Origin of the sequence: Streptomyces sp. BR123 (assembly GCF_013401435.1) — a bacterium.
Classification (GTDB): Bacteria; Actinomycetota; Actinomycetes; order Streptomycetales; family Streptomycetaceae; genus Streptomyces.
The window spans coordinates 1-23,007 of sequence record NZ_JACBGN010000104.1 but is presented as its reverse complement, the minus strand read 5'-3'; the positions used below and the strand labels follow the sequence as shown (position 1 = coordinate 23,007).

General features: G+C 76.1%; 7 protein-coding genes. 5 read left to right on the top strand and 2 right to left on the bottom strand.

Annotation, left to right across the window (positions count from 1 at the left end):
* The first annotated feature begins 69 nt into the window (after positions 1-69).
* A complete protein-coding gene (locus tag HYE82_RS17940) occupies positions 70-1,098 on the top strand; it encodes an NAD(P)-dependent oxidoreductase (RefSeq protein WP_309144360.1) in 1,029 nt (342 codons plus the stop codon).
* A 14-nt stretch (positions 1,099-1,112) separates the two neighbouring features.
* Here the strand turns inward: HYE82_RS17940 and HYE82_RS17935 are convergent, their stop codons facing one another.
* Positions 1,113-1,886: an SDR family NAD(P)-dependent oxidoreductase gene (locus tag HYE82_RS17935; RefSeq protein WP_179175093.1), complete on the bottom strand. Its 774-nt coding sequence runs from the start codon at positions 1,884-1,886 to the stop codon at positions 1,113-1,115.
* A gap of 163 nt (positions 1,887-2,049) precedes the next feature.
* Positions 2,050-3,657: an ABC-F family ATP-binding cassette domain-containing protein gene (locus HYE82_RS17930; protein WP_306439602.1), complete on the bottom strand. Its 1,608-nt coding sequence runs from the start codon at positions 3,655-3,657 to the stop codon at positions 2,050-2,052.
* Positions 3,658-4,099: 442 nt separating this feature from the next.
* Here HYE82_RS17930 and HYE82_RS17925 point away from each other — a divergent pair, with 442 nt between their 5' ends.
* The 4 genes from HYE82_RS17925 to HYE82_RS17910 form a co-directional block, all read left to right on the top strand.
* Positions 4,100-4,915, top strand: a complete 816-nt coding sequence (locus HYE82_RS17925) for an AfsR/SARP family transcriptional regulator (protein WP_179175092.1) — start codon at positions 4,100-4,102, stop codon at positions 4,913-4,915.
* 56 nt (positions 4,916-4,971) lie between these two features.
* Entirely contained in the window at positions 4,972-5,586 is a 615-nt protein-coding gene (locus HYE82_RS17920; protein ID WP_179175091.1) for a ScbR family autoregulator-binding transcription factor, read from the top strand.
* 214 nt (positions 5,587-5,800) lie between these two features.
* Entirely contained in the window at positions 5,801-7,834 is a 2,034-nt protein-coding gene (locus tag HYE82_RS17915) for a thiamine pyrophosphate-dependent enzyme (RefSeq protein WP_309144359.1), read from the top strand.
* Positions 7,831-23,007: non-ribosomal peptide synthetase (locus HYE82_RS17910; RefSeq protein ID WP_179175090.1), on the top strand; the 15,177-nt coding region annotated here is incomplete at its 3' end. The genes HYE82_RS17915 and HYE82_RS17910, both read left to right, overlap by 4 nt.

Genomic DNA, 23,007 nt, shown 5'->3' with positions numbered 1-23,007 from the left:
CCGCGTCACCGGCCACAAGGAAGGCAACACCGTTTTCAGCTGCCTGAGCGGGGCCCCGGGCGCGGCGGAGTGAGTGGGCCGCCCCCCGCCGCACCCGCCCCCGAGCGGCTCCCGACGGCCGGGGCCGCCCCGTACGGCCCCCCGGCCGCCCGGCGGATCCTGGTCACCGGATCCACCGGCTTCATCGGCGGCCGGGTCGCCGCCGCCGCCCGTATGCTCCCCGGCGCCCGACTCGTCCTGGCGGGGCGTTCGACCGGCCCGGACGAAAGCGATCCCGCGGTCCGGTACGTCCACGCCGACCTCGCCGACCCGGCCGGCCTGCACGGCCTGTGCGAGGGCGTCGACACCGTGCTCCACTGCGCCGCGCAGGTCGGCGGCGCGGAGCACTCGGCCCGGGCGGTCAACGAGGAGGGCACCCGGGCCCTGCTGGCCGAGGCCGAACGCGCCGGAGTCCGCCGCTTCGTGCAGGTCAGCACCGCCTCCGTGTACGGCCGGGGGATCTTCCGCAACGCCGGGCCCGAGCACCTCCCCGTCGCGCCGCTCTCGCCCACCAGCCGGACCCGCGCCGCCGCCGAGCGGCTCGTGCTCGCGGCCGGCGGGACGGTGCTGCGCCCCCACCTGGTCATCGGCGCCGGCGACCGCTGGGTGGTGCCGGGCCTGGTCCGCCTCCACCGGCGGCTCGCGGCCTCCGTCGACGGCTGGCAGGCGCGGATGTCGGTGGTCGACGTCGACGACCTCGCCCGTGCCGCGACCGCCGTCGCCGTCGCCCCCCGGGACACCTCCGGCGTCTGGCACCCCAACCACCCCGAACCGGTCGGCTGCGCCCGGATCTTCGACGCGCTGGTACGCCTGCTCGGCCTGCCCGCGGGCGCCGGTGACATCGAAGCCGGTGAGGCCCGCCGCCGCCTCGCCGGTGACCCGGTCCTGCTCCACCACCTCGCCATGCTGACCACCGACCACTGGTTCGACAGCTCCCGGCTCTGGCGGGAGACCGGCTGCCCGGCCGGCAGCAGATTCGAGGAGAGCCTCGCCCGCCACGCCCCGTGGTACCGCGAGCACCTCGGGACGGGCGTCCGGGGCCGGCCGGGCCGGACGTAATCCGGGACGGTCTCTCAGAGGATCGTGAACCCGCCGTCGACCACCAGGGTCGACCCCGTGACGAAGGACGCCCGGTCGCTGCACAGCCACGCAGCGGCCTCGGCGATCTCCTCCGGCTCGGCGGTCCGGGGCTGCGGCGTGGCCCGGTGCAGCATCTCCTCGGCCTCCGGGTTCTGCTCGAACCAGTCCGCCACCATCTCGCTGCGGGTCGTGCCGGGGGCGATCGCGTTGACCCGGATGCCCCGGCCGCCGTACTCGGCGGCAGCCGCCTTGGTCAGGCCGATCACGGCGTGCTTGGACACCACGTACGGCGCGGCGACCGGAGTGGCGACCAGCCCGCCGGTGCTGCTGGTGTTGACGATCGAACCGCCCGCGCCGGAGTCGAGCATCGCCGCGATCTCCGGGCGCAGGCAGTTGAACACCCCTCGCACGTTGGTGTCCATGATGTCGTCGTAGACGCGGTCGTCCATCAGGTGCAGCGGCGTGCGGCCGACCCCGTAGCCGGCGTTGTTGAACGCGGCGTCGAGCCTGCCGAAACGTTCCACCGTGAACTCCACGGCACGCACCGCGTCCTCGGACCGGGTCACGTCGGCGACCACGTACGCGGCACGGGCGCCCTGCGCCCGCAGCTCGTCCACCAGGCCGGCCAGCCGGTCCTCGCGGCGGGCGGTGACCACCACCGCCGCGCCCTCCCTGGCGAACACCCGTGCCGCGGCGGCGCCGATGCCGCTGCTGGCTCCGGTGATCAGTACGGTCCTGTCGGCCAGAATTCCTTGTCGATCAGTCATTTCCGGAGTCTTTCATCCGATGATCATGCTCCGGCGGGCGGGTGGCCGGCGCAGCGGCCGACACAGCGGGCCGGACACCCGCCCGCCGAAAAGACCGGCACCCGGCCGCGCCCCCGGGGGTCGGGGCGTACGGCCGGGTGCCGGCTGCGGGCGGCGGCGCCGATCACATCGGATCGATGTCCGCCGTCCCGCCGTCGACCCGGATCCACCGGGTGATCTGGAGGTCCCGCAGGAACGCCAGGTCGTGGCTGACCACGACGAGCGCGCCCTGGTAGGACTGCAGGGCCTGGGTGAGCTGCTGCACGCTCGCCAGGTCCAGGTTGTTGGTCGGCTCGTCGAGCAGCAGCAGCTGCGGCGCGGGGTCGGCCAGCAGCAGCGCAGCCAGCGTCGCCCGGAACCGCTCGCCGCCCGAGAGGGTACCGACCAGTTGGTCCGCCTTCCGTCCGCGGAAGAGGAAGCGGGCCAGGCGGGAGCGGATGGCGTTGTCGGTGGCCCCGGGAGCGAACCGGCCGACGTTCTGCGCCACCGTCAGCTCCTCGTCGAGCAGGTCGAGCCGCTGCGGGAGGTAGCGCATCGGGACGGCGGCCTTCACCTCGCCCGCCACCGGGGGGATCTCGCCGACGACCGTGCGCAGCAGCGTGCTCTTGCCCGCTCCGTTGCGTCCCACCAGGGCGATCCGCTCCGGCCCCCGCACCTCGAAGTGAGCCCGGCCGCCGAAGCGGAGTTCGACGTCGCGCAGAGTGAGGACGGTGCGGCCCGCGGGTACCGAGGTCTCGGGCAGGTCGACCCGGATCTCCCGGTCGTCGCGCACCGCCTCCTCGGCCTCGGTCAGCCGCTCCTTGGCCTCCTCCAGGCGCTCCAGGTGCATGTTGCGGTGCTTGCCCGCGGCCACCTGGGCCTGGCGCTTGCGCTCCTTCATCACCACCTTGGGCTCGCGCTTGTTCTCGTACATCTTGTTGCCGTAGCGGACGCGGCGGTCCAGCTTGATCCGCGCGTCGGCCAGCTCCCGCTTCTGGCGGCGGACGTCGGATTCGGCCACGCGCACCATGCGCTCGGCCGCCTCCTGCTCCACGGCCAGGGCCTCCTCGTAGTCGCTGAAGTTGCCGCCGTACCAGCGCACCTCGCCGCTGCGCAGGTCGGCGATCTGGTCCACCAGGTCGAGCAGTTCCCGGTCGTGGCTGACGATCACCATCGAGCCCTTCCAGGAGCCGACCGCCTCGTAGAGCCGGCGGCGCGCCTCCAGGTCGAGGTTGTTGGTCGGCTCGTCGAGCAGCAGCACGTCGGGACGGCGCAGGAACTGGGCCGCCAGGCAGAGCAGGACGGACTCCCCGCCGGACAGTTCGCCGATCCGGCGATCCAGCGTGACGTGCGTCAGCCCCAGCTTGTCCAGCGTCGCCCGGGCGCGCTCCTCGACGTCCCAGTCGTCACCGATCACGGTGTACAGCTCCTCGGAGGTGTCGCCGCCCTCGATCGCGTCGATGGCGGCGCGGATCTCCGCGATGCCCAGCGCCTGCTCGACCCGGACCTCCGGCTCCAGCACGACGTTCTGCGGCAGGTAGCCGAGTTCGCCGGTCACCTTGACCGAGCCGCCGCTCGGCTTGAGCCGACCGGCCATCAGCCGGAGCAGGGTGGACTTGCCCGAGCCGTTGACGCCGATCAGCCCGGTCCGGCCGGTGCCCACGACGAGGGAGAAGTCGGTGAACACCGGGGTCCCGTCGGGCCAGGCGAAGGAGAGGTCGGTGCAGACGACGGATGTGTTGGTCAAGGTCATGAGGCCTCCTGAAGTCATGTCTGTCCCGGGACGGCGGGACGGCGGTCGCGGGCGGACGCCGTCGGCCCCGCGGCGTGCGGGTGACGGATCGTCTGGTGGCGGGCCGGAAGCGGCTCGCCGTCGGGAGCGCTGCCCGCACACCTCCGGGGGCGCGGGCACCACATGACTTCAGAAGAGCAACGGCCTTCTCCCATGAACGGCAGCAGTTCTTCTACAGCGTATACCTATTGGCGCCCGAGCGCTCCACCATTCGGATGCACCGTCAGCCGACCGCCGATGGGCGGCGGTCGGGGCCGCGCACAGCCCCGGCGTCCCGGACGCCACTCTAAAACAGACCGACTGGTCTCTGAACCACAAACCGTATAGTCTGTTTTTATTGCAGGGGGCGGCGGCACTCGCCGGCCCCAGGGCCCCATGCTGGGCAAAGAACAGGGGAGACGGCGTGGACATCGACGTGCTGGGATCGCTGACCGTACGAGAGGGCGGGGCGGCCGTGGCCCTGACCGCCCCCAAACCGCGCCAACTGCTCGCCGTCCTGGCGATGCACGCGGACCGGACGGTGCCGGTGCCGCTCCTGATCGAGGAACTGTGGGGCGGCCGGCCCCCGCGGTCGGCCCGCAACACCCTCCAGACCTACATCCTCCAGCTCCGCGAACTGATCGGCCAGGCGCTGCGGCTCGCCGGCGACCCGTACGACGCCAAGCGGGTCCTCGCCACCGAGCCCGACGGCTACCGCCTCGACACCAGAGGCGGCGCCGTGGACGCCCACGAGTTCGAGCGCCGGGCCGCCGCCGGCTACCGGGCGATGGCCCAGGAGGACTTCGCCACCGCCTCCCGGCGCCTGCGCGACGCGCTCGCCCTGTGGCAGGGACCGGCCTTCGCCGGCATACGCGCCGGCGCACTGCTCGAGATGGAGATCCGCCGCCTCGAAGAGGCCCGGCTGTGCGCCCTCGACCAGCGCATCGAGGCCGACCTGCGGCTCGGCCGCCACCGGGAACTGGTCGGCGAGCTGACCGTCCTGACGTCCCGGCACCGCATGCACGAGTCGCTGCACCGCCAGCTGATGATCGCGCTCCACCGCTCGGGCCGGCGCGGCGAGGCACTCGCCGCCTACCAGCGGCTGCGCATGACGCTCGTCCGCGACCTGGGCCTGGAGCCCTCACCGGCCCTGCGCCGCCTCCAGCAGTCGATGCTCGCGTCCGGACCGGAGCGGGAGGCCGTCGAACCGGCCTGGGGGCGGCTCGCCCACGCGGGCTGAGCGGATCCGGTTCCCCGAACGGACCGGATCCCCGACCAAGAGAAAGGAGACCTGCGATGCAGGAGAGATCGGTGATCACCTGCCGGAGGCTGGTGACCGCCGCAGCGGAGATGTTCGACCGGAAGGGCTACGTGAACGCGACCCTGGGTGAGATCACCGGTGCGGCACGGGTCACCAAGGGGGCCCTGTACTTCCACTTCGCCTCCAAAGGCGATCTGGCCCACGCCGTACAGACCCGCGGCTGCACCCTGCTGGCCGAGTCGGTCGACCGGCTCGCCGCCGGCAGCGGCTCACCGCTGCAGACACTGATCGACTTCACCCACTGGCTGGCCCGGGGGCTGCGCGAGGAGGCCGCCCTGCGCGCCAACTTCCGCCTCAGCAGGGACCTGCGCGGCGAGGAGACGGCCGGCGGTGACTTCACCCGGGCGTGGATGACCACCGCCTGGTCGCTGCTCGACCGGGCCGGGGCGGCCGGGGAGCTGCAGGACGGCGCCGACCGCACCGGCCCGCAGACACTGCTCGCCGCGGCGGTGGCCGGCATCGAACTGCTCGCCGCCACCGACATGCCCGACGAGGAACTCACCGCACGGGTGGCCGCCCTGTGGGACCTCGCCCTGCCCGGCCTGGTCGGGCCGTCCGGGCGGACCGCCTTCCGTACGACTCCCCCCTGAGAGGGAGCCCCGCCCCGCATCTGGTCCTTTCGGGGGATCGGGCCCCGGCCGGTCCCCATTCCGGCGGAGCGGGAACCGCGGGAGGCCCCCCGGATGGTCCTTCGGGACCACCCGCAAATCCATTGCCGCGAGCGATGGTCCGGAATCCGTGGCGCCACCAGAATTCCCTTGTACCCAAACCGGGTTGGAATCCTGAAGACCGTGGAGACGTGCTGTGCCCGACGCTGCTCCGGTTGCGAAGACGAAGAAGGACAAGCGCTCCGAGAACGTGCTGTCGCGCGCCGGCGGAGCCGGGGAGGTAATTCCCCGGGACCGGCGAGCGGCGTTTCTCGAGCAGATGATGCTCTCCCGCGAATGCGACCGGCGTTCCGGGATCGTTCTGCGGCAGGGCCAGGCGTGGTTCCACATCTCGTCGGCCGGCCACGAGGCCCTCGCAGCCCTGTGCGAACTGCTGGAACCCGAGGACCTGATCTTCCCCCACTACCGCGACCGCACCCTGATGCTGGCGCGCGGAATGGACGCCGAAGGACAGGCCCGCGACCTCATGGCCAAAGGCGGATCGCATTCCGCCGGACGCAATATGAGTTCGCACTTCAGCCACCGCCCGGGAAATGTCTTCTCGCTCGCCAGCCCGACCGGAAGCCAGTGCCTGCCCGCCGCCGGCGCAGCCTGGGCGGCCGTACTGCGCGGCGAGAAGCAGGTCGTCGTCTGCTCCATCGGCGATGCCTCGACCCGCCAGGGAGAATTCTTCGAAGCAGTCGCCTTCGCGGTCGAACGGAAACTCCCGGTCGTCTTCCTCGTCTCCGACAACCGCTACGGGATCAGCACCCCGACCGACGGCCTCTCGCCGCAGCGGCTCGGCCTGATGCCGGACGCGATCACCAGGGTCGTCGACGGGTCGGACCCGGACGCCGTCCACGCCGCCGCGGCCGCCGTGCTGCCGGACGTCCGCGCCGGCCGGGGCCCGGCCGTGCTGTGGTGCCGGCTGGACCGGCTCGACTCGCACACCTCCTCCGACGACCAGCGGCTCTACCGGATGAAGGACGAACTGGCCGCCATGCGCGACCCGGTGGCCATCTTCACCGACCGACTGGAATCCGAGGGGACGATCACCCCCGGCTGGGCGGACCAGGTCCGGGCCCGGCTCGCCGACGAGGTCGAGGAGGTCTTCGACCGTGTGGCCGGGGAACCCTCCGCCGACCCCGGCCAGGTGATGGACCACCTGTTCGCGGCGGCCGACGAGCAGCCGGCCGCCCCCGCCGGCACCCGCCCCTGCGGCGGAACGATGGTCGAGGCGGTGAACCGAGCCCTGCGCACCGGGCTGGAGAGCGACCCGGCGCTGGTCCTGTTCGGCGAGGACATCGAGGACCCCAAGGGCGGCGTCTTCGGATTCACCAAGGGCCTCGGCACCCTCGCCGGACCCCGGATGACCAACTCCCCGCTCGCCGAGGCCACCATCGTCGGCGCCGCCGTCGGGCTGGCCGCCGCCGGCATGCGGCCGGTGGTCGAGCTCCAGTTCGTCGACTTCGCCGGACCTGCCTGGAACCAGATCGCCTCCCAGCTGACCACCCTGCGCTGGCGGACCGCCTCCGCCTGGCGCTGCCCCGTCGTGATCTACGCCCCCTGGGGCGGCTACCTTCCGGGCGGCGGGATCTGGCACAGCCAGAGCAACGAGAGCCTGTTCACCCACCTGCCCGGTCTGCGGGTGGTCGTGCCCTCCACCCCCGAGGACACCGAGGCGGTCTTCCTGGAGTCCTTCGCATCCCCCGACCCGACGCTGATCCTGCTCCCCAAGCACCTGATGCGCCGCCAGCACCCGCCGCAGACCGGAGCGGCACCCGCCCGGGGCGCCCGGCTGCTGCGCACCGGAGCCGACGTCACGGTCGCCACCTGGGGCAACGGCACCGAACTGGCCGCCGAGGCGGCGGACCGGCTGGCCGCCGAGGGTGTCGGCACCGAGGTGATCGACCTGCGCTGGCTGACCCCGCTCGACCGGGAGGCGGTCGCCGCCTCCGTCCGGCGGACGGGCCGCCTGGTGGTGGTCCAGGAGGACAACCGCACCAGCAGCTTCGGCGCCACCGTCCTCGCCGACCTCCTCGGCAGCGACGACGAGTTCTACTCGCTGCTCGCGCCGCCCCGGCTCGTCTCCCGCCGGGACGTCCACATCCCCTTCCACCCCGACCTGGAGAGCGCCGTGCTGCCCGCGGCGGACGACGTGGTCGCGGCCATCCGATCGGTGCTGGCATGAGCGAGAAGAAGACAACGACCACGCTGACCGTCCCGCGACTGGGGGAGGGGATCGTCGAGGTCCTGATCCTCCGTCTGCTGAAGCAGCCCGGCGACCTCGTCGCCAAGGACGAACTGCTCTACGAGATGGAGCACGACAAGGCGTCCCTCGAAATCGAGTCGCCGACGGCCGGCAGGCTGGGCGCCTGGCTGGTCGAGGAGGGCCAGCGAGTGCCGGTCGGCGGAGCCGTCGCCGAGATCGAGCCGGTCGCCGAGCCCGCCGGGCCCGCCGGGCCGGGCGCAGCCGCAGACGGTGCCGGCACGGCCCCCGCACCCGCGCAGGGCGCGTCCCCCGCCGGACCGCCCGGACGGTCCCGGACCGGCACCGTCCGCATCCCGCCCCGCACCCGGGCCCACGCCCGTCGGCTGGGCCTGGACGAGGCGGTTCTGGCGACGCTGGTCCCGGCCCGGGGGCGGAGCCTGATGCCGGCCGACCTGGAACGCCACGTCGCCGACGGCGCCGCCACCCCCGAGCCGCAGCAGGCCCGGCCTCCGGCCCCGGTCGAGGCCCCGGGCGAGGCCCCGGTCGAGGCACCGGCTTCCGTCCCGGCCCCGGTCGAGGCTGCGAAGCCCGCCGCCGCGGCGCCGCTCACCGGCGCCGGCCACGGCTTCACCGACCTCCCCGTCAGCCCGCGCCAGAAGGAGCTCAACCGGGCGCTGCGCTCCGGCACCGGTGACGTGGTGCCCGCCGTGGTGGCCACCGAGGTCCGGGAGGAACTCCTCACGAGCGCGCTGCGCGCCCGCCGCGCCGCCGGCGACGGCCGGAACTTCACCACCGCCTTCCAGGTCTTCGCACACCTCGCTGCCCGCGTCGCGGCCGGCTTCCCGTTCCTGAGGTCGCGCCGCCTGGGTGAGGACCACCTGCGCGTCTTCGACCACGTCGACCTGGGTATCGCCTGTGCCGGTGAGGACGGCGACCTGACGATCGGCGTGGTGCGCGGCGCCGACGTGCTGGACTCCGGCCGGTTCGACGAGCGCTACGCCGACGCCGTCGAGCGCGCCCTCGGCGGCGAGTCCCAGGCCGACGGCCGGGTCACCCTGATGCTCTCCCACCTCGGCGACCAGGGCGCGACCTTCGCCGTCCCCGTCGTCGTGCCGCCCGCCGCCGCGACGCTGTTCCTCGGAGCACCGTCCGGCAGCGGGCCCAAGGCGGTCCGCCGGATCGTCCTGGCCTTCGACCACACCGTGTTCAACGGCCAGGAGGCCGCGCGCTTCCTGGACGCACTGCGGGCCGAGCTCGCGCAGGCCGGCGAACCGGAGACACCCGTCCCGACCGCGACGGCCGACCGGACGGCCGACGGACAGCAGGCCCGGGAGGTCCGGGAGAGCGCGCTGGAGCGGCTCACGGCGCTCGCGAGCGACGTGGCCGAACACCCGGTGGACCCCGACCGCCCGCTCGGCGAGCAGGGCATCGACTCGGCCAAGGCACTGCGCCTGACCCGCGAAGCGGGCCGGATCTTCGGGACCAGGCTGCCCGCCACCGCGATCTGGAAGTACCCGACCCTGCGGGCCCTGGCCGAGTTGCTCCCGGAGACCGCACCCGGCGCCGCGGCGCCGACCGCGTCCGCGCCGGTCGAGTCCGCGCCGACCGCGTCCGCACCGGTCGAGTCGGCGCCGGTCGAGTCCGCGCCGGTTCCGGGGGCCGCTCCGGCGGCGGAAACCCGCGAGGGCGGGGACGATGTCCGGGGTGCCGTCGCCGTCATCGGCATGGCCTGCCGCGTCCCGGGCGCCGACGACGTGGACGCGTTCTGGTCCCTGCTGGCCGACGGCGGCTGCCGGATCGAGCCGGTGCCCGCGGGCCGCTTCGCCGGCTCCCCGGCCGGGGACCCGGCCGCCGCGCCGCGGGCCGGGCTGCTGGACCGGATCGACCTGTTCGACGCCCGATTCTTCTCCGTCACCCCGCGCCAGGCCGCCTCGATGGACCCGCAGCAGCGGGCGCTGCTCGAACTGAGCTGGCATGCCCTGGAGCACGCGGCCCTCGACCCCGGCGACCTGGCCGGCACGCCGGTCGGCGTGTTCGCCGCCGCGTGCAGCTACGACTACCGCGAGCAGCTGGTGGAGCGGGACGCCGCCGACGGGTACGCCACCGTCGGCACCTTCCCCGCCTTCCTCGCCAACCGGATCTCCCACACCTACGACTTCACCGGGCCGAGCATCACCGTCGACACCGCCTGCTCGGGCGCGCTCACCGCCCTCTCGCTCGCCGAGCGGGCGATCCGCTCGGGAGACTGCGAGATCGCCCTCGCGGGCGCCGCCAACCTGCTGAGCAACGGCTTCAACAACGAGGCGTACCGGCGCGCCGGCATGCTCTCCCCCCAGGGGACCAGCCTGGTGTTCGACCGCGGAGCCGACGGGTTCGTCCGCGGCGAGGGCGCCGGCTGGGTGGTGCTCAAGCGGCTCGACCGGGCGATCGCGGACGGCGACCCGGTGCTGGCCGTGCTGCGGGCGACCGCCGTCAACCACGGCGGCCGCGCCGCCGCCCTGACCGCCCCCAACCCCCGCGCCCAGGCCGCCCTGGTGCGCACCGCCCTGGACCGGGCCGGTCTGCAGGCCGGAGACCTGGGCTTCCTGGAGGCGCACGGCACCGGCACCCCGCTCGGCGACCCGATCGAGATCGACGCCGTCCGGGAGGTGCTGGACGGCGGCGCCGAGGGCCCGGTCACCCGTGCCGCCGGCCCGCTGGACCGGCTGTGGGTCGGCTCGGCCAAGGCGAACATCGGGCACCTGGAGGGCGCGTCCGGCCTCGCCGGCCTGATCAAGGCCGTCCAGGTGCTGCGGAACGAACTGATCCCCGGAACGCCGAACTTCACCGAGCTCAACCCGCACATCGACCTCGCAGGCACCCCGCTCACGGTCGCCGACCGCCCGGTCCGCTGGCCTCGGGTCGACGGGTCCCCGCGCCGGGCCGCGGTCAGCGCCTTCGGCTTCGGCGGCAGCAACGCGCACGCCGTCCTGGAGGAGGCCCCGGCCCTCGCCGGCGCAGGCGCGGCGGGCGGGAACGGCGCACCGCTGGCCGTCCCGCTGTCGGCCGCCACCGCGCGGTCCCTCGCCCGGCTGGCCGGCGACCTGGCCGACCGGATCGGGCGGGAGCCGTCCGACCTGCGGCAGATCGCCTGGACGCTGCAGAGCGGCCGGCGCGCACTGGCCGAGCGGATGCTCGTCGTCGCCCGCGACACCGGCGAACTGGCCGGTGCAGCGAGGGCGTTCGCCGCGGGGGAGGCCCACCCGGCGACCGCCACCGCCGGGCGCACGGACGCCCTCGCCGCCCTGGCCGACGACCGGGCCCGCACCGCCCTGCTGGAGTGGCTCGCCGGCGGCACCGCCGACTGGGCGGAGCTGTGGACCGGCGGGCAGCCGCCCCGGCGGATCCCGCTCGTGCCCTACCCGTTCGAGCGCGAGCCGTACTGGCTGCCCGGCGAGCCCGCGGCCCGTCCCGAGCCGACGGCCACCGCCCCGTCCGGTCCCGTGGCGACGGCCGCCGCCGTGACCGGCGGACCCGCGGACGCGCTCGTACTGCCCGCCGACCACCCCCTGGCCGAGCACCGTGTGGCCGGCCGGGCCGTCGCACCCGGCGCCCTGCTGGTCGACGCGCTCGCAGGCGGCGGACCGGTCGCCCTGCGCGGCGTCCGCTTCCTGAGCCCCGTCCCGTTCGACGCCGGCCTGCGCCTGCAGCGCGGCACCGCCGACGGCCACGGCCGCACGGCCGTCACCGTCACCCGCGACGGCCACGTCCACGCCAGGGCCGCCGCCGACCCCGGGACCCCGGAGCCGCTGGCGGCCGGCGACCGCACCCTCACCGGCGGCACCCCGGTCGACCTCGCCGGTGTACTGCACCGCGCCGGCATCGACGTCGGCCCCGCCTACCACGCCGTCACCGGCCTGGTGCGGTCCCTCGACTGGGCGATCGGTCGGCTGACCCCGCCCGCCGGCGACCCGCTGACCCGCCGGGTCGGCTGGCTCGACGCCGCCCTGCAGGCCGCCTGCGCACTCACCGCCCCCGGCCGCAGCCTGATGGCCGCCGCCATCGGCCGAGTGGCCTGGAGCGGTGAACTGCCCGACCGCGCCCACCTGGTGCTGCACCTCGTGGAGGACGCACCCGGCCACGTCCTGGTGGACCTGGACGCCGTCACCGAGGACGGCCGGGCCGTCCTGCGGGTCCGCGGCCTGCGCCTGGTGCAGGCGCCGGCCGCACCCGCACCGGCCGCCGCCGACGGCGACCCGATCCGCGTGCTGTCGCCGGTCTGGGCCGACGAGAGCACCCCCGGCCCTGCCCCGGCCGACACCGGAACCCGCACCGTCGTGCTGTACGACCGGCACACCGAGCGGGCCGCCGACGGCCTGCGCGGGACCCTGCTCCCGGTGGGCCCGGACGGCGTCGACCGCGAACGCCTCGGCACGGCCGTCCGCGCCGCCGCCGGATCCCCCCTCGCGGTGACCCTCCTCGTCGGCGGCTGCCGGTGGACGGAGGACACCGCCGGCGTCACGGCGCTGCGCCACTGGCTCACCGCGCTGCTGACGACCGCCCAGGTCCTCGCGGAGAGCGGCGCACCCGCCGAGGTGCGGCTGCTGACCACCGGCCTCGGAGCCCCCGACGGCGAGTCCCCGGCCGCCGGCGCCTCGCTCCAGGGCGCGCTCCTCGGAGCACTGCGCACCCTGCCCCTGGAGGTGCCCGCCGTCACCGCCGCCGCCGTCGACCTGCCCGCCGACGCGCTCCGCGGCGCCGCCGGCGACCTTCCGGCCGCCGCCCTGGCCGAGCCCTGCGGCCGGGCCGTCCCCCTGGTCGCGCTGCGCGGCGCCCGCCGCCTGCGCCAGGTGTTCGCCGAGCGCCCGCTGCCCGACGGGGCCCGCGGATTCCGCCCCGGCGGGGTGTACGTGGTGTTCGGAGGCGCCGGCGGGATCGGCGGGGAGGTCGCCCGCCATCTCGCCGCCCGCTACCGCGCCTCGCTGCTGCTCGTCGGCCGCTCGGCCGAGGGCGAGGACGTCCGGGCCCTGCTGGACGACCTGCGGGCAGCCGGCGGGCAGGCCCACTACCACCGCGGAGACGTCACCGACGCCGGCGACGTGGCAGCCGCACTCGACCGCTGCCGCACCGCCTTCGGCGAGCCCGACGGCCTGCTGCACAGCGTCGGCTCGGTGAGCGACGGCCTGCTGACCGGGCTCACCGCCGCCGACATCGACCACGTGCTCGAAACCAAGGTCACGGCGGTCCTGGCGCTGCGCCGGGCCCTGGCGGGCCGGCCGGACACCGCCCTCGTCCTGTTCTCCTCCGTCGCCGGCCTGTTCGGCAGCGTCGGCGGCCTCAACTACGCGGCGGCCAACGCCTTCCTCGACCACTACGCGGCAGCCGTCGACGGCGACGGCGGGCTGGTGGTCCGCACCTTCGACTGGGGCCTGTGGCGCGGCACCGGCCTCGCACGCCAGTACACCGCACACGTCCGGCGCCAGTACCCGGGACTGACCGACTTCGAACCAGAGAGAGGGGTGGCCGCCTTGGAAGCGGGCATGTCCGGCACCGATCCGCAGACCGTCGCCATCAGTGGCGATCCGGAGCCGCTGCGGGCCCTGACCCGTCCGGCCGCCGCCGACCCGGCGCACCTGCTGGAGCGCTACGCACGCGGCGCCCTGGCCCGGACCATGGCCGACCTCGGCCTGGACCGCGGCACCGCCCGGGCGGGCCTCACCGCCGCCGCCGACCTGCTGGGCGTCGTCCCCGAGCACCACCGCCTGCTCGCCGCCGTCCTCGACCTGCTGGAGGGCGAGGGCCCCCACGCCCCGTCGGCCGCGCACCTGGCAGCCGACCGCGCCGCCCTGCTGGCCGGCCACCCCGACCTGCTCGGCCACGTCGAGCTCCTGGACCGCGCCCTCGCCTCGTACGGCCCGGTGCTGCGCGGCGAGCAGCCCGCCACCGCCGTGCTCTTCCCGCGCGGCGACCTCGGCGCGGTGTCCGCCATCTACAGCGGCAACCGGCTGTTCGACCCGGTCAACGCGGCAGCCGCCCGTGAACTCGCCGCCGACGCGGCCCGGATCGCCCGCGAGGGCCGGCGCCCCCGCATCCTGGAGATCGGAGCGGGCGTGGGCGGCACCACCGCCTCCGCGCTGGCCGCGATGGACGCCCTCGGCGTCACCGACGCCGAGTACGCCTACACCGACGTGTCCCGCGCGTTCCTCCAGCACGCCCGGCGCCGTTTCGGCGAGCGGGTCAGCCCGCAGCTGCTCGACATCGAGAAGAGCCCCGCCGGGCAGGGCTTCGCCACCGGCCACTACGACCTGGTCGTCGCCAGCAACGTGCTGCACGCCACCCGCGACCTGACCCGGGTGCTGCGCCACGTGTCCGAGCTGCTCGCCCCCGGCGGACGGCTGCTGCTCGTCGAGATCACCGTCCCCGCCGCCGTCTACACCCTCACCTTCGGCCTGACGGACGGCTGGTGGCGCTACGTCGACACCCGGTACCGCCTGCCGCACGGGCCGCTGCTGGACGGCGCCCGCTGGCAGGCCCTGCTCGAAGCCGGCGGCTGGACGCTCGCCGGGATCGGGCACCTGCGCGACGTACCCGGCTGTGTGGCGCTGCTGGACTGCCGTGCCCCGTCCGCCCTCACCGAGGACGAGCCGGCAGCCGCAGCGGCCTGGGCCCCGCCCGCCGACGGCACGGACGGCACCCGCGACCGGCTCCGGGAGATCGTCCGCGAGCTGCTGGGCGACCCGCAGGCCGCCGTCCCCGGCGACCGGCCGTGGCAGGAACTGGGCATCGACTCGCTGCTCAACCTGGAGCTCGTGGCCTGCGTGTCCAAGGCGTTCGGCGAGATCTCCACCACCGCGCTGTTCGAGCACCGGACGCTCGACGACCTGGCCCGGGCGCTCGACGGACGGGCCCGCCCGGCCGGCGCCACCGCTCCGGCCGCGGCATCGGCCGCGGCCCAGGCCGAGGCCGTCGGCCACGGCGACGGCGCGAGCGCGGCGGACCTGCTCGCCGAACTGACCGGGATGGCCGCCGACCTCACCGGCCAGGACCACGCACTGATCGACCAGGACCGCGACTTCCCCGGCATCGGGGTGGACTCCCTGCTCAACGGCGAGTTCACCGCCGCCCTGCGGCAGCGCTTCCCCGACCGGGCGATCCCCTCCACGGTGCTGTTCGAACACACCTCGCTGCGCTCCCTGGCCGCCTGGCTGGCGGCCCCCGCACGCCAGACCCGCCCTCACACCGGCCGGGCGGCCACCGCCGCACCGTCGGCACCCGTCACCGTCCCGGTCACCCCGGCCGTCGTCCCGACCGCGCCGGCCGTCCCGGCCATGCCGGCCGTCCCGACCGCCGCTCTGCCCGCCGCGGCCCGCAGCGGCGCCGACCTGCGCCCGGCCCGCCGGACGGCGGCGCCGGCCGCGCCGGGCGGGCACCGTGCACCGATCGCCATCGTCGGCCTGGCCGGCCGCTACCCGGGCGCCGAGGACCTCGACGCCTTCTGGCGGATGCTGTCCGAGGGCCGGACCCCGGTCACCGAGGTCCCCGCCGACCGCTGGGACTGGCGCACCGCCCGCACCCTCGGCGGCGGCTACGCCCGCTGGGGCTGTTTCCTCGACGGCTGGGACCGCTTCGACCCCGAGCTGTTCCGCATCACCCCGCGCGACGCCGCCGTGATGGACCCCCAGGAACGGCTCTTCCTGGAAGTCTCATGGGAGGCGTTCGAGACCGCCGGCTACAGCCGCCGCACCCTGTCCGGCAGCGCCGGCGGGCCGAAGGTCGGCGTCTTCGCCGGCGTCACCTCCAACAGCCACCTGATCGCCCAGCACCATGCGCGGCTCGCCGGCGCCGACAACCCGGAGTACGCCGTCACCGCGGCCGCCTCCGTCGCCAACCGCGTCTCCCACGCCTTCGACCTCAGCGGCCCGAGCCTGACGGTCGACACCATGTGCTCCTCCTCGCTGACCGCCCTCCACCTGGCCTGCCGCGCCGTCCAGGACGGCGAGGCGGACCTCGCCCTCGCCGGCGGCGTCAACCTCTACCTGCACCCGGACCGGTTCGCCGGCCTCTGCGCGCTCGGCATGCCCTCGCGGGGCGACCGCACCCGGGCCTTCGGGGCGGGCGGCGACGGCTTCGTCCCCGGTGAGGGCGTCGGAGCGGTCGTCCTCAAGCGCCTGGACCGGGCCGAAGCCGACGGCGACACCGTCTACGCGGTGATCCGCGGCACCGGCCTCAACCACGGCGGCGGCACCGGCGGATACACCGTGCCCAACCCGCTCGCCCAGGCCGCCGTGATCGGCACCACCCTCGACGACGCCGGGGTCGACCCCGCCGCGGTCGGCTACCTGGAGGCCCACGGCACCGGAACCGAACTCGGCGACCCGATCGAACTCCGCGCACTGGCCCTCGCCTTCGACGGCGACCGCCCCGCCACGACGACCGGCCTGCGGATCGGCTCGGTCAAGTCCAACATCGGCCACGGCGAGGCCGCCGCGGGCATCGCCGGCCTCACCAAGGCCGTCCTCCAGCTGCGCCACGGCCGGCTCGTCCCCACCCTGCACGCCGAGCAGCTCAACCCCAAGCTCGACCTGGACGGCACCTCCCTGCACATCCAGCGGCGCGCCGAGGTCTGGCCGCAGCCGGCCGACACCGAGGGCCGGCCCCTGCCGCGGCTGGCCGCCGTCAGCTCCTTCGGCGCCGGCGGGACCAACGCCCACGTCCTGCTGGAGGAGTACCCGCAGACCGCACCGCCCGCGGCCCCCCGCTCCGGGGCCGACCGCACACCGGTGGTCCTCCCGCTGTCGGCCCCCGACCCCGAACGGCTGCGCACCCTCGCCGCCCGGCTCGCCGGCCTGATCGCCCGGGCTCCCGGCGGCGAGACGCTGCTCGCCGCGACGGCCACCCCGGCCGACCTCGCGCACACCCTGCAGGTGGGCCGCGAGACCTGGCCGCACCGCGCCGCGGTCACCGCCTGCGACCCCAGGCGGCTGCGCGAGGCGCTCACCGCCCTCGCCGAGGGCCGCCCCCACCCGGACGTGGCCACCGCCGACACCGCCGACCGCGCCGAGCCCGCCGCCCGGGCCTGGGTCGCCGACGGCCGACTGCCCGCGCAGGACCTGCCGGGCCGCCGCGTGGCGCTGCCCACCACCCCGTTCGCCCGCCGCCGCTGCACCCTGCCCGCGCCCGACGGACACGACCCGCGGCTGGGCGACCCGGTCGACCTGCCGCTGGCCGGCGCCGTACGGATCCCCGCGGCCCGGACGGTGACGGCCCGCCTCGGCGGCGCGTCCCGCTGGGTGGCCGACCACGTCGTCGACGGCACCGCGCTGCTGCCCGGCGCCTTCCACCCCGAACTCGTCCACGAGGCGCTGCTGACCGCCGGCGAGTCCCCGTACCGCCAGGTCATCCGCGACCTGATGTGGCCCGCCCCGGCCGCCGGGCTCCCCATGACGGTCCGCGCCGAGCTGGCCGAACCCGGCGCCGACGGCGCGCGCAGCTTCACCGTCGAGGCGGTCACCGCCGCGGACGGCGAGCGGACCGCGGCCCGCGGCTGGACCGAACCCGCCGTCGCCGACCGGGTCCGGCCCTCCCTGCGGTACCGGCCGGACGACCTGGCCCGGCACCTCGCCGAAGGCGTCGACGCCGAGGACTTCTACCGGGTCTTCGCCGGCCACGGCTTCGCCTACGGTCCGCTCTACCGGACCGTGCGCCGTGCGCTGCGCGACGGCGAGGAGACCACCGCCCGGCTCCGGCTGCCCGACGGCGAGGACCGCGACGGCAGGCAGGTGCTCCACCCGGCACTGTTCGACGGCGCCTGCCAGACCGCCGCCTTCCTGCTGCTCTCCGAGGACCCCGCCGCCCGGCGCCGCTACCGGCCGCTGTCCGTGGACCGGCTGGCCGTGCACGCCCCGGTGACCGGCGAGGCGTACGTCCACGCGCGCCGGGTCCGCGCCGAGGAGGCGTCCGGCACGCACGTCTTCGACCTGCGCCTGGTCGACGCCGGCTCCGGCGAGGTGCTCGCCGAGGCCGAGGGCTTCCGCATCAGGGTGGAGGACCGCGACGGCCCGGCCGCCCCGGCCCGTACCGCCGACACGGCCGCCCCGGCTGCCGCTTCTGCCCCGTCCGCCGTCTCCGCCCCGTCCGCCGCTTCCGTCCCGGCTGACGGCGACCGCATCCCGGCTGTCGCCACCTACCGGCTCGGCTGGCCGGACGCCCCCCGGACCGCCGCCGGGCGCCCGATCGGCACCCTCTGGACGGTGGGCGACGGCGCCCTCGCCGACGGCCTGGCCCCGCAGGCCGCCGCCCGCCTCTCGTTCGACCGGGCCTGCGACGCCGCGGCCCTGGAGGAGACCGCCGGGCGCACCGGCGCCCCCGCGACCGTCCTGGTCGACCTCACCGGCGGCCCGCGCGGCCTCGGGTTCGGCGCCGGCCCGCTGCCCGCCGAGCAGATGGCCGCCGAATGGACGGACTTCAGGACCGGCCCGATCGCACAGGTCTTCGGCCTGCTCCGGGCACTGGTGTGCTCCCGCGCACTGGACGGCGTGCTGGTGCTGTTCGCCACCGACGACTCCGCCACCGGACCGTCGCCCTTCCAGCGCGCCCTGCACAGCCTGGTGCGCACGGTGGCCGGCGAAACCGGCCGGCTGCGGCTGCGGATGGCCTCCGTCGACTGCGGCACCCCCGGCACCGGGCTCCCCGAGGCCGTCGCCGCCGTCCGGGCCGAGCTCACGGCCGAACCGGTCGACGGCGAGGACTGGGTGCGGATCGGCCCCGGCGACCGCCGCCGGCGCGCCGCCCTGGCCCCCGTCCGGGACACGGGCACCGCCGACCCGGCCGGGCTCCTCCGCGCGGACGGAACCTACCTGGTGATCGGCGGGCAGGGCGGCCTCGGCCGCGAGATCGCCGCCGCCGTCCGGGCCGCCCGGCCGACCGCGCGGCTCGTCCTGGTCGGGCGCTCGGCCCCGGACGAGGCCGTCCTGGCCGGGCTCCGCGGGCCGGCCGGCACCGGACCGGTGGACTACCGCCGGTGCGACGTCACCGACCCCGCCCAGCTCGCCGGCCTGGCCGCGGAGCTGCAGCGCTCCGGCACCGAGCTGCACGGCATCGTGCACACCGCGGGCGTCCTGCGGGACGGCTTCCTGCGGGGCAAGACCCCCGAGGTGATCGAGGAGGTCTGCCGGGCCAAGGCGCTGGCCGCGGTCGCGGTGGACGCGGTCTTCCACGACCACCCGCTGGACTTCTTCGTCGTCGCCTCCTCGCTGGCCGCCCTGGTCGGCAACCAGGGGCAGTCCGACTACGCCTTCGCCAACGGCTTCCTGGACGGCTTCGCGGCCGCCCGGGCCCGCTGGACGGAACAGGGCCTCCGGTCCGGGCGCAGCCTCTCCGTGGGCTGGCCGGTGCTGGAAGGCGCCGGCATGGCGCCCGAGCCCGCCGCCCTGGGCTACCTGTCCGACACCTTCGGGCTGCGCCCGCTGCCGGTGCGCGAGGCCGTACGCCGGATGTGGCCGCTGCTCGACCGGGCCACCGGACCCGGGCAGGCACACGCGGCCCTCGTCGCAGGCGAACAGGACGTGTGGTCCCGGGCGCTGGGAGTCGTCGCCGACGGCACCGCGGACACCTCCGGGGCCCCGACCGCTGCCGCCGACCCGGCGCCGGCCGCCCCGCTCCCGCCGACCGCTCCCGCGGACGGCCGCACCGCAGCGCTGCGCTGGCTGGCCGAGCGGGTGAGCCGCGCGATCGGCGTCCCGGCCGCGATGATCGCCGCCGACCGCCCGCTGCTGGACTACGGCGTCGACTCCATCGCGGTGATGCGCCTCAGCCGGCTGCTGGAGGACGACCTCGGCCGGCTGCCGGTCGCCCTGCTCCTCGACAGCTCCACCCTGGGCGAGCTGACCGACCTCCTGCTGCGCGACCACGGAGCCCAGCTCACCGCGGCAGTCGCCGCGGAGGCCGCGCCGGCCGCCGCCGAAGCACCGGAGGGCCGTACGGTCACCGCTGCCACCGCCACCGTCCCGGCGGCCGAGGCCGTCCCCGCGGACGGCGCCGGACGCACCGCGGCCGTACCGCTGCCCGACCGCCTGATCGGGATGTGGACCTCCGACCAGGCCGCGGCTCCGCTGGCCCCGTACAACGTCTCCCTGTCCTGGCGGCTGGCCGGCGCCGACCGCGCCGCGCTCGCCGGCGCGGTGGAGGACCTGGTGCGCCGTCACCCGGTGCTCGGCTGCTGCGTCCGCCCCCACCGCGGCGAGCCGTCGTTCGTTCCCGCGCAGGCGGCTCCCGCCCTGGTGGACCGCTCGCCCGAGGGCGGCCTGGACCTCGCCGCCGCCGTACGGCAGGAGGCCGACCGCCGCTTCGCGCTCGCGACCGAGCCGCTGCTGCGGGCCGTGCTCTGGCGGGACGGCACCGACACCGTCGTCCAGCTGACCACGCACCACCTCGCCGCCGACGGCCGTTCGGCCGAGCTGATCGGCCGCGACCTCGCCGGCCTCTACGCGGCCCGGACGGGCGGGGGCCCGGCCCTCGCCCCGGCGCCCTCCTTCGCCGACGTCCTGCGCCGCGAGCGCGAGGACGCCGCCCGGACGCGCGCCGCGGACGAGTCCTTCTGGGCCGGCCGGCTGGCGCGGCCGACGGCCGAGCCGCTCTTCCCGGACACGGGCGCCGACGCGGCCTCCGCGCAGCGCGAGTACGGGCTGGGCGCCGACCTGTCGGCACTGCTGTCCGGCACCGCCCGCACCGCCGGGGTGACCCCGTTCACCGTGCTGCTGGCCGCCTTCGCGGCCTCCCTCGGCCGGCTGACCGGACGCCGCTCGTTCCTCCTCGCGGTCCCCGCCTACGGCCGGGCCTCGGCGAGCGAGGACGAAGCGGTCGGCTGCTTCGTCAACTCCGTGCCGCTGCGCATCGACCTGGACCCGGCACGCCCCGTCGCCGACTGGCTGGCCGTGCTCCACGACGAGGTGCGCGGCGCGGTCGGCCACGCGGGACTGCCCTACCCGCGGCTCGCCGAGCTCTGCCGGGCCGCCGGGGAGCACACCGTCCCCACGGTGACCTTCGCCTACCAGAACTGGCGCCGCGAGACCGCCGGCTCCGCCCCGGCCGCCCACACCGCACTCGGCCTGCCGGTCCACCGGCGCGGCCAGCGCGGCCACTTCGACCTCGGGTTCGAGGTCACCGACGGCCCCGACGGGGTCGAGGTGCTCGCCAACCACCGCACGGGTGCGCTCGACGGCACGGCCGTCGACGGCCTCGTCGAGGACCTGCGGCGCATGGTGGTCGAACTGTCCCGGGAGCTGGCAGGCGGCCGGGTCGCCCGGCTGCTCGACCCCGCCGGGTCCACCCTGGTCAGCCGGTTCGCCGACGCGGCCCGCCGCACCCCGGACCGCCCCGCGGTCGAGGACCGGGACGAGACGCTCAGCTACGCCGCGCTGGACGGGCTCTCCGACGCCGTCGCCCGGCAGGTGTCGCGGGCCGTCGGGCCCGGCGAGCCGGTCGCGGTGCTGATGCACCGCTCGGCCCGGCTCGCGGCCGTCCTGCTCGGCATCCTCAAGAGCGGCCGGCCCTACGTCCCGCTCGACGACTCCTACCCCGCCGACCGCCTGCGGATGGTGGTCGAGGGAGCGGAGTGCCGGCTCGCGGTCGCCGACCCGGACCTGGCCGCGCTGCTCCCCTCCACCCTGCGGGTCCTGCCCGCGGCCGAGGCCCTCGACCCGGACGCCGCCCCGGAGGCGGGCTCCGGGCAGGGCACCGCACCCCTCCCCGGCGACCTGGCCTACCTGATGTTCACCTCGGGCAGCACGGGTCGGCCGAAGGGAGTCGGCGTCACCCACGGGAACGTCGTCCACACCCTGGAGGCCATCGCGGCCACCACCGGAACCGGCCCGCAGGACCGGCTCCTCGCCGTCACGACGGTGTGCTTCGACATCTCCGTCCTGGAGCTGTTCATGCCGCTGCTGACGGGCGGCACCGTGGTGGTGGCCCGCCGCACCGACGTCGTCGACGCCGGACGGCTGGCCGGCCTGATCGAGAACCGGGACATCACCGTCCTCCAGGCCACCCCGGCCGGCTGGCAGCTGCTGCTGGACGGCGGCTGGCGGGGCCGCGCGGGGCTGACCGCACTGTGCGGCGGCGAGGCGCTGCCGCCGAACCTGGCCGCCGATCTCCTCTCCCGTACCGGCAGCCTGTGGAACGTCTACGGGCCCACCGAGGCCACCATCTGGTCGACGATCGGCCGCGTGGACGGCGAGACCGTGCACCTCGGCGGTCCGATCGGCGCGACCGGCCTGGCCGTCACCGAGGTCGACGGCACCGCCGCGCCCGCCCCGGGCGAGCCCGGCGAGCTGTGGATCGGCGGCCCCGCCGTCGCCCAGGGCTACTGGCGCAGGCCGGACCTGACGGCCGAACGGTTCACCGCCCACCCGGCCCGGCCCGAGGGCGGCGGACGCTGGTTCCGCACCGGCGACCTCGTGCGGCGCGACGAGCAGGGCCGGCTGGTCTTCCTCGGCCGGGCCGACAGCCAGGTCAAGATCCGCGGGCACCGCGTCGAACTGGGCGAGATCGAGGCCGTGCTCGGCACCCATCCGGGCCTGGCCCGGGTCGTGGTCGTGCTCCGCGGCACGGGGGCGCTGGTCCGGCTGGTGGCCGTCGCCGTACCGGCGCGCGGCGCCGCCGCACCCGGCCTCGACGAACTCCGCGCGTTCGCCGCGGCGCGCCTCCCGGCCTGGATGCTGCCGGACCGGCTGGTCACCACCCCCGAGCTGGCGCTGACGCCCAACGGCAAGGTGGACCGCAAGGCCGCCGCACTGCTGGCCCGGCCCGCTGCGGAGCAGGAGGCCGCCACCGGCCCGGCCCCGGCCCCGGCGCCGGTTCCGGTGCCGCCCGCGGCACACGCGCCGGCGCCGGCCGACCCGGCGGAGATCCGGCAGAGCGTCACCTCCTTCTGGACCGAGCTCCTCGAACTCGACCGCGTCCCCGGCGACCGGCGGTTCTTCGACCTCGGAGGCAACTCGCTGCTGCTGGGCCGGCTGTTCGCCCGGCTGGAGGACCGCTTCCCCGGCATCGGTCTGGAGGTCGCCGACCTCTTCGCCCGCCCCACCCTCGACGACCAGGTGGCCCTGCTCACCGAACGGCTCGCCCCGGCCGCACCCGCCGCCCATACCGCACCCGCAGGCCGGACCCCGCTGCCC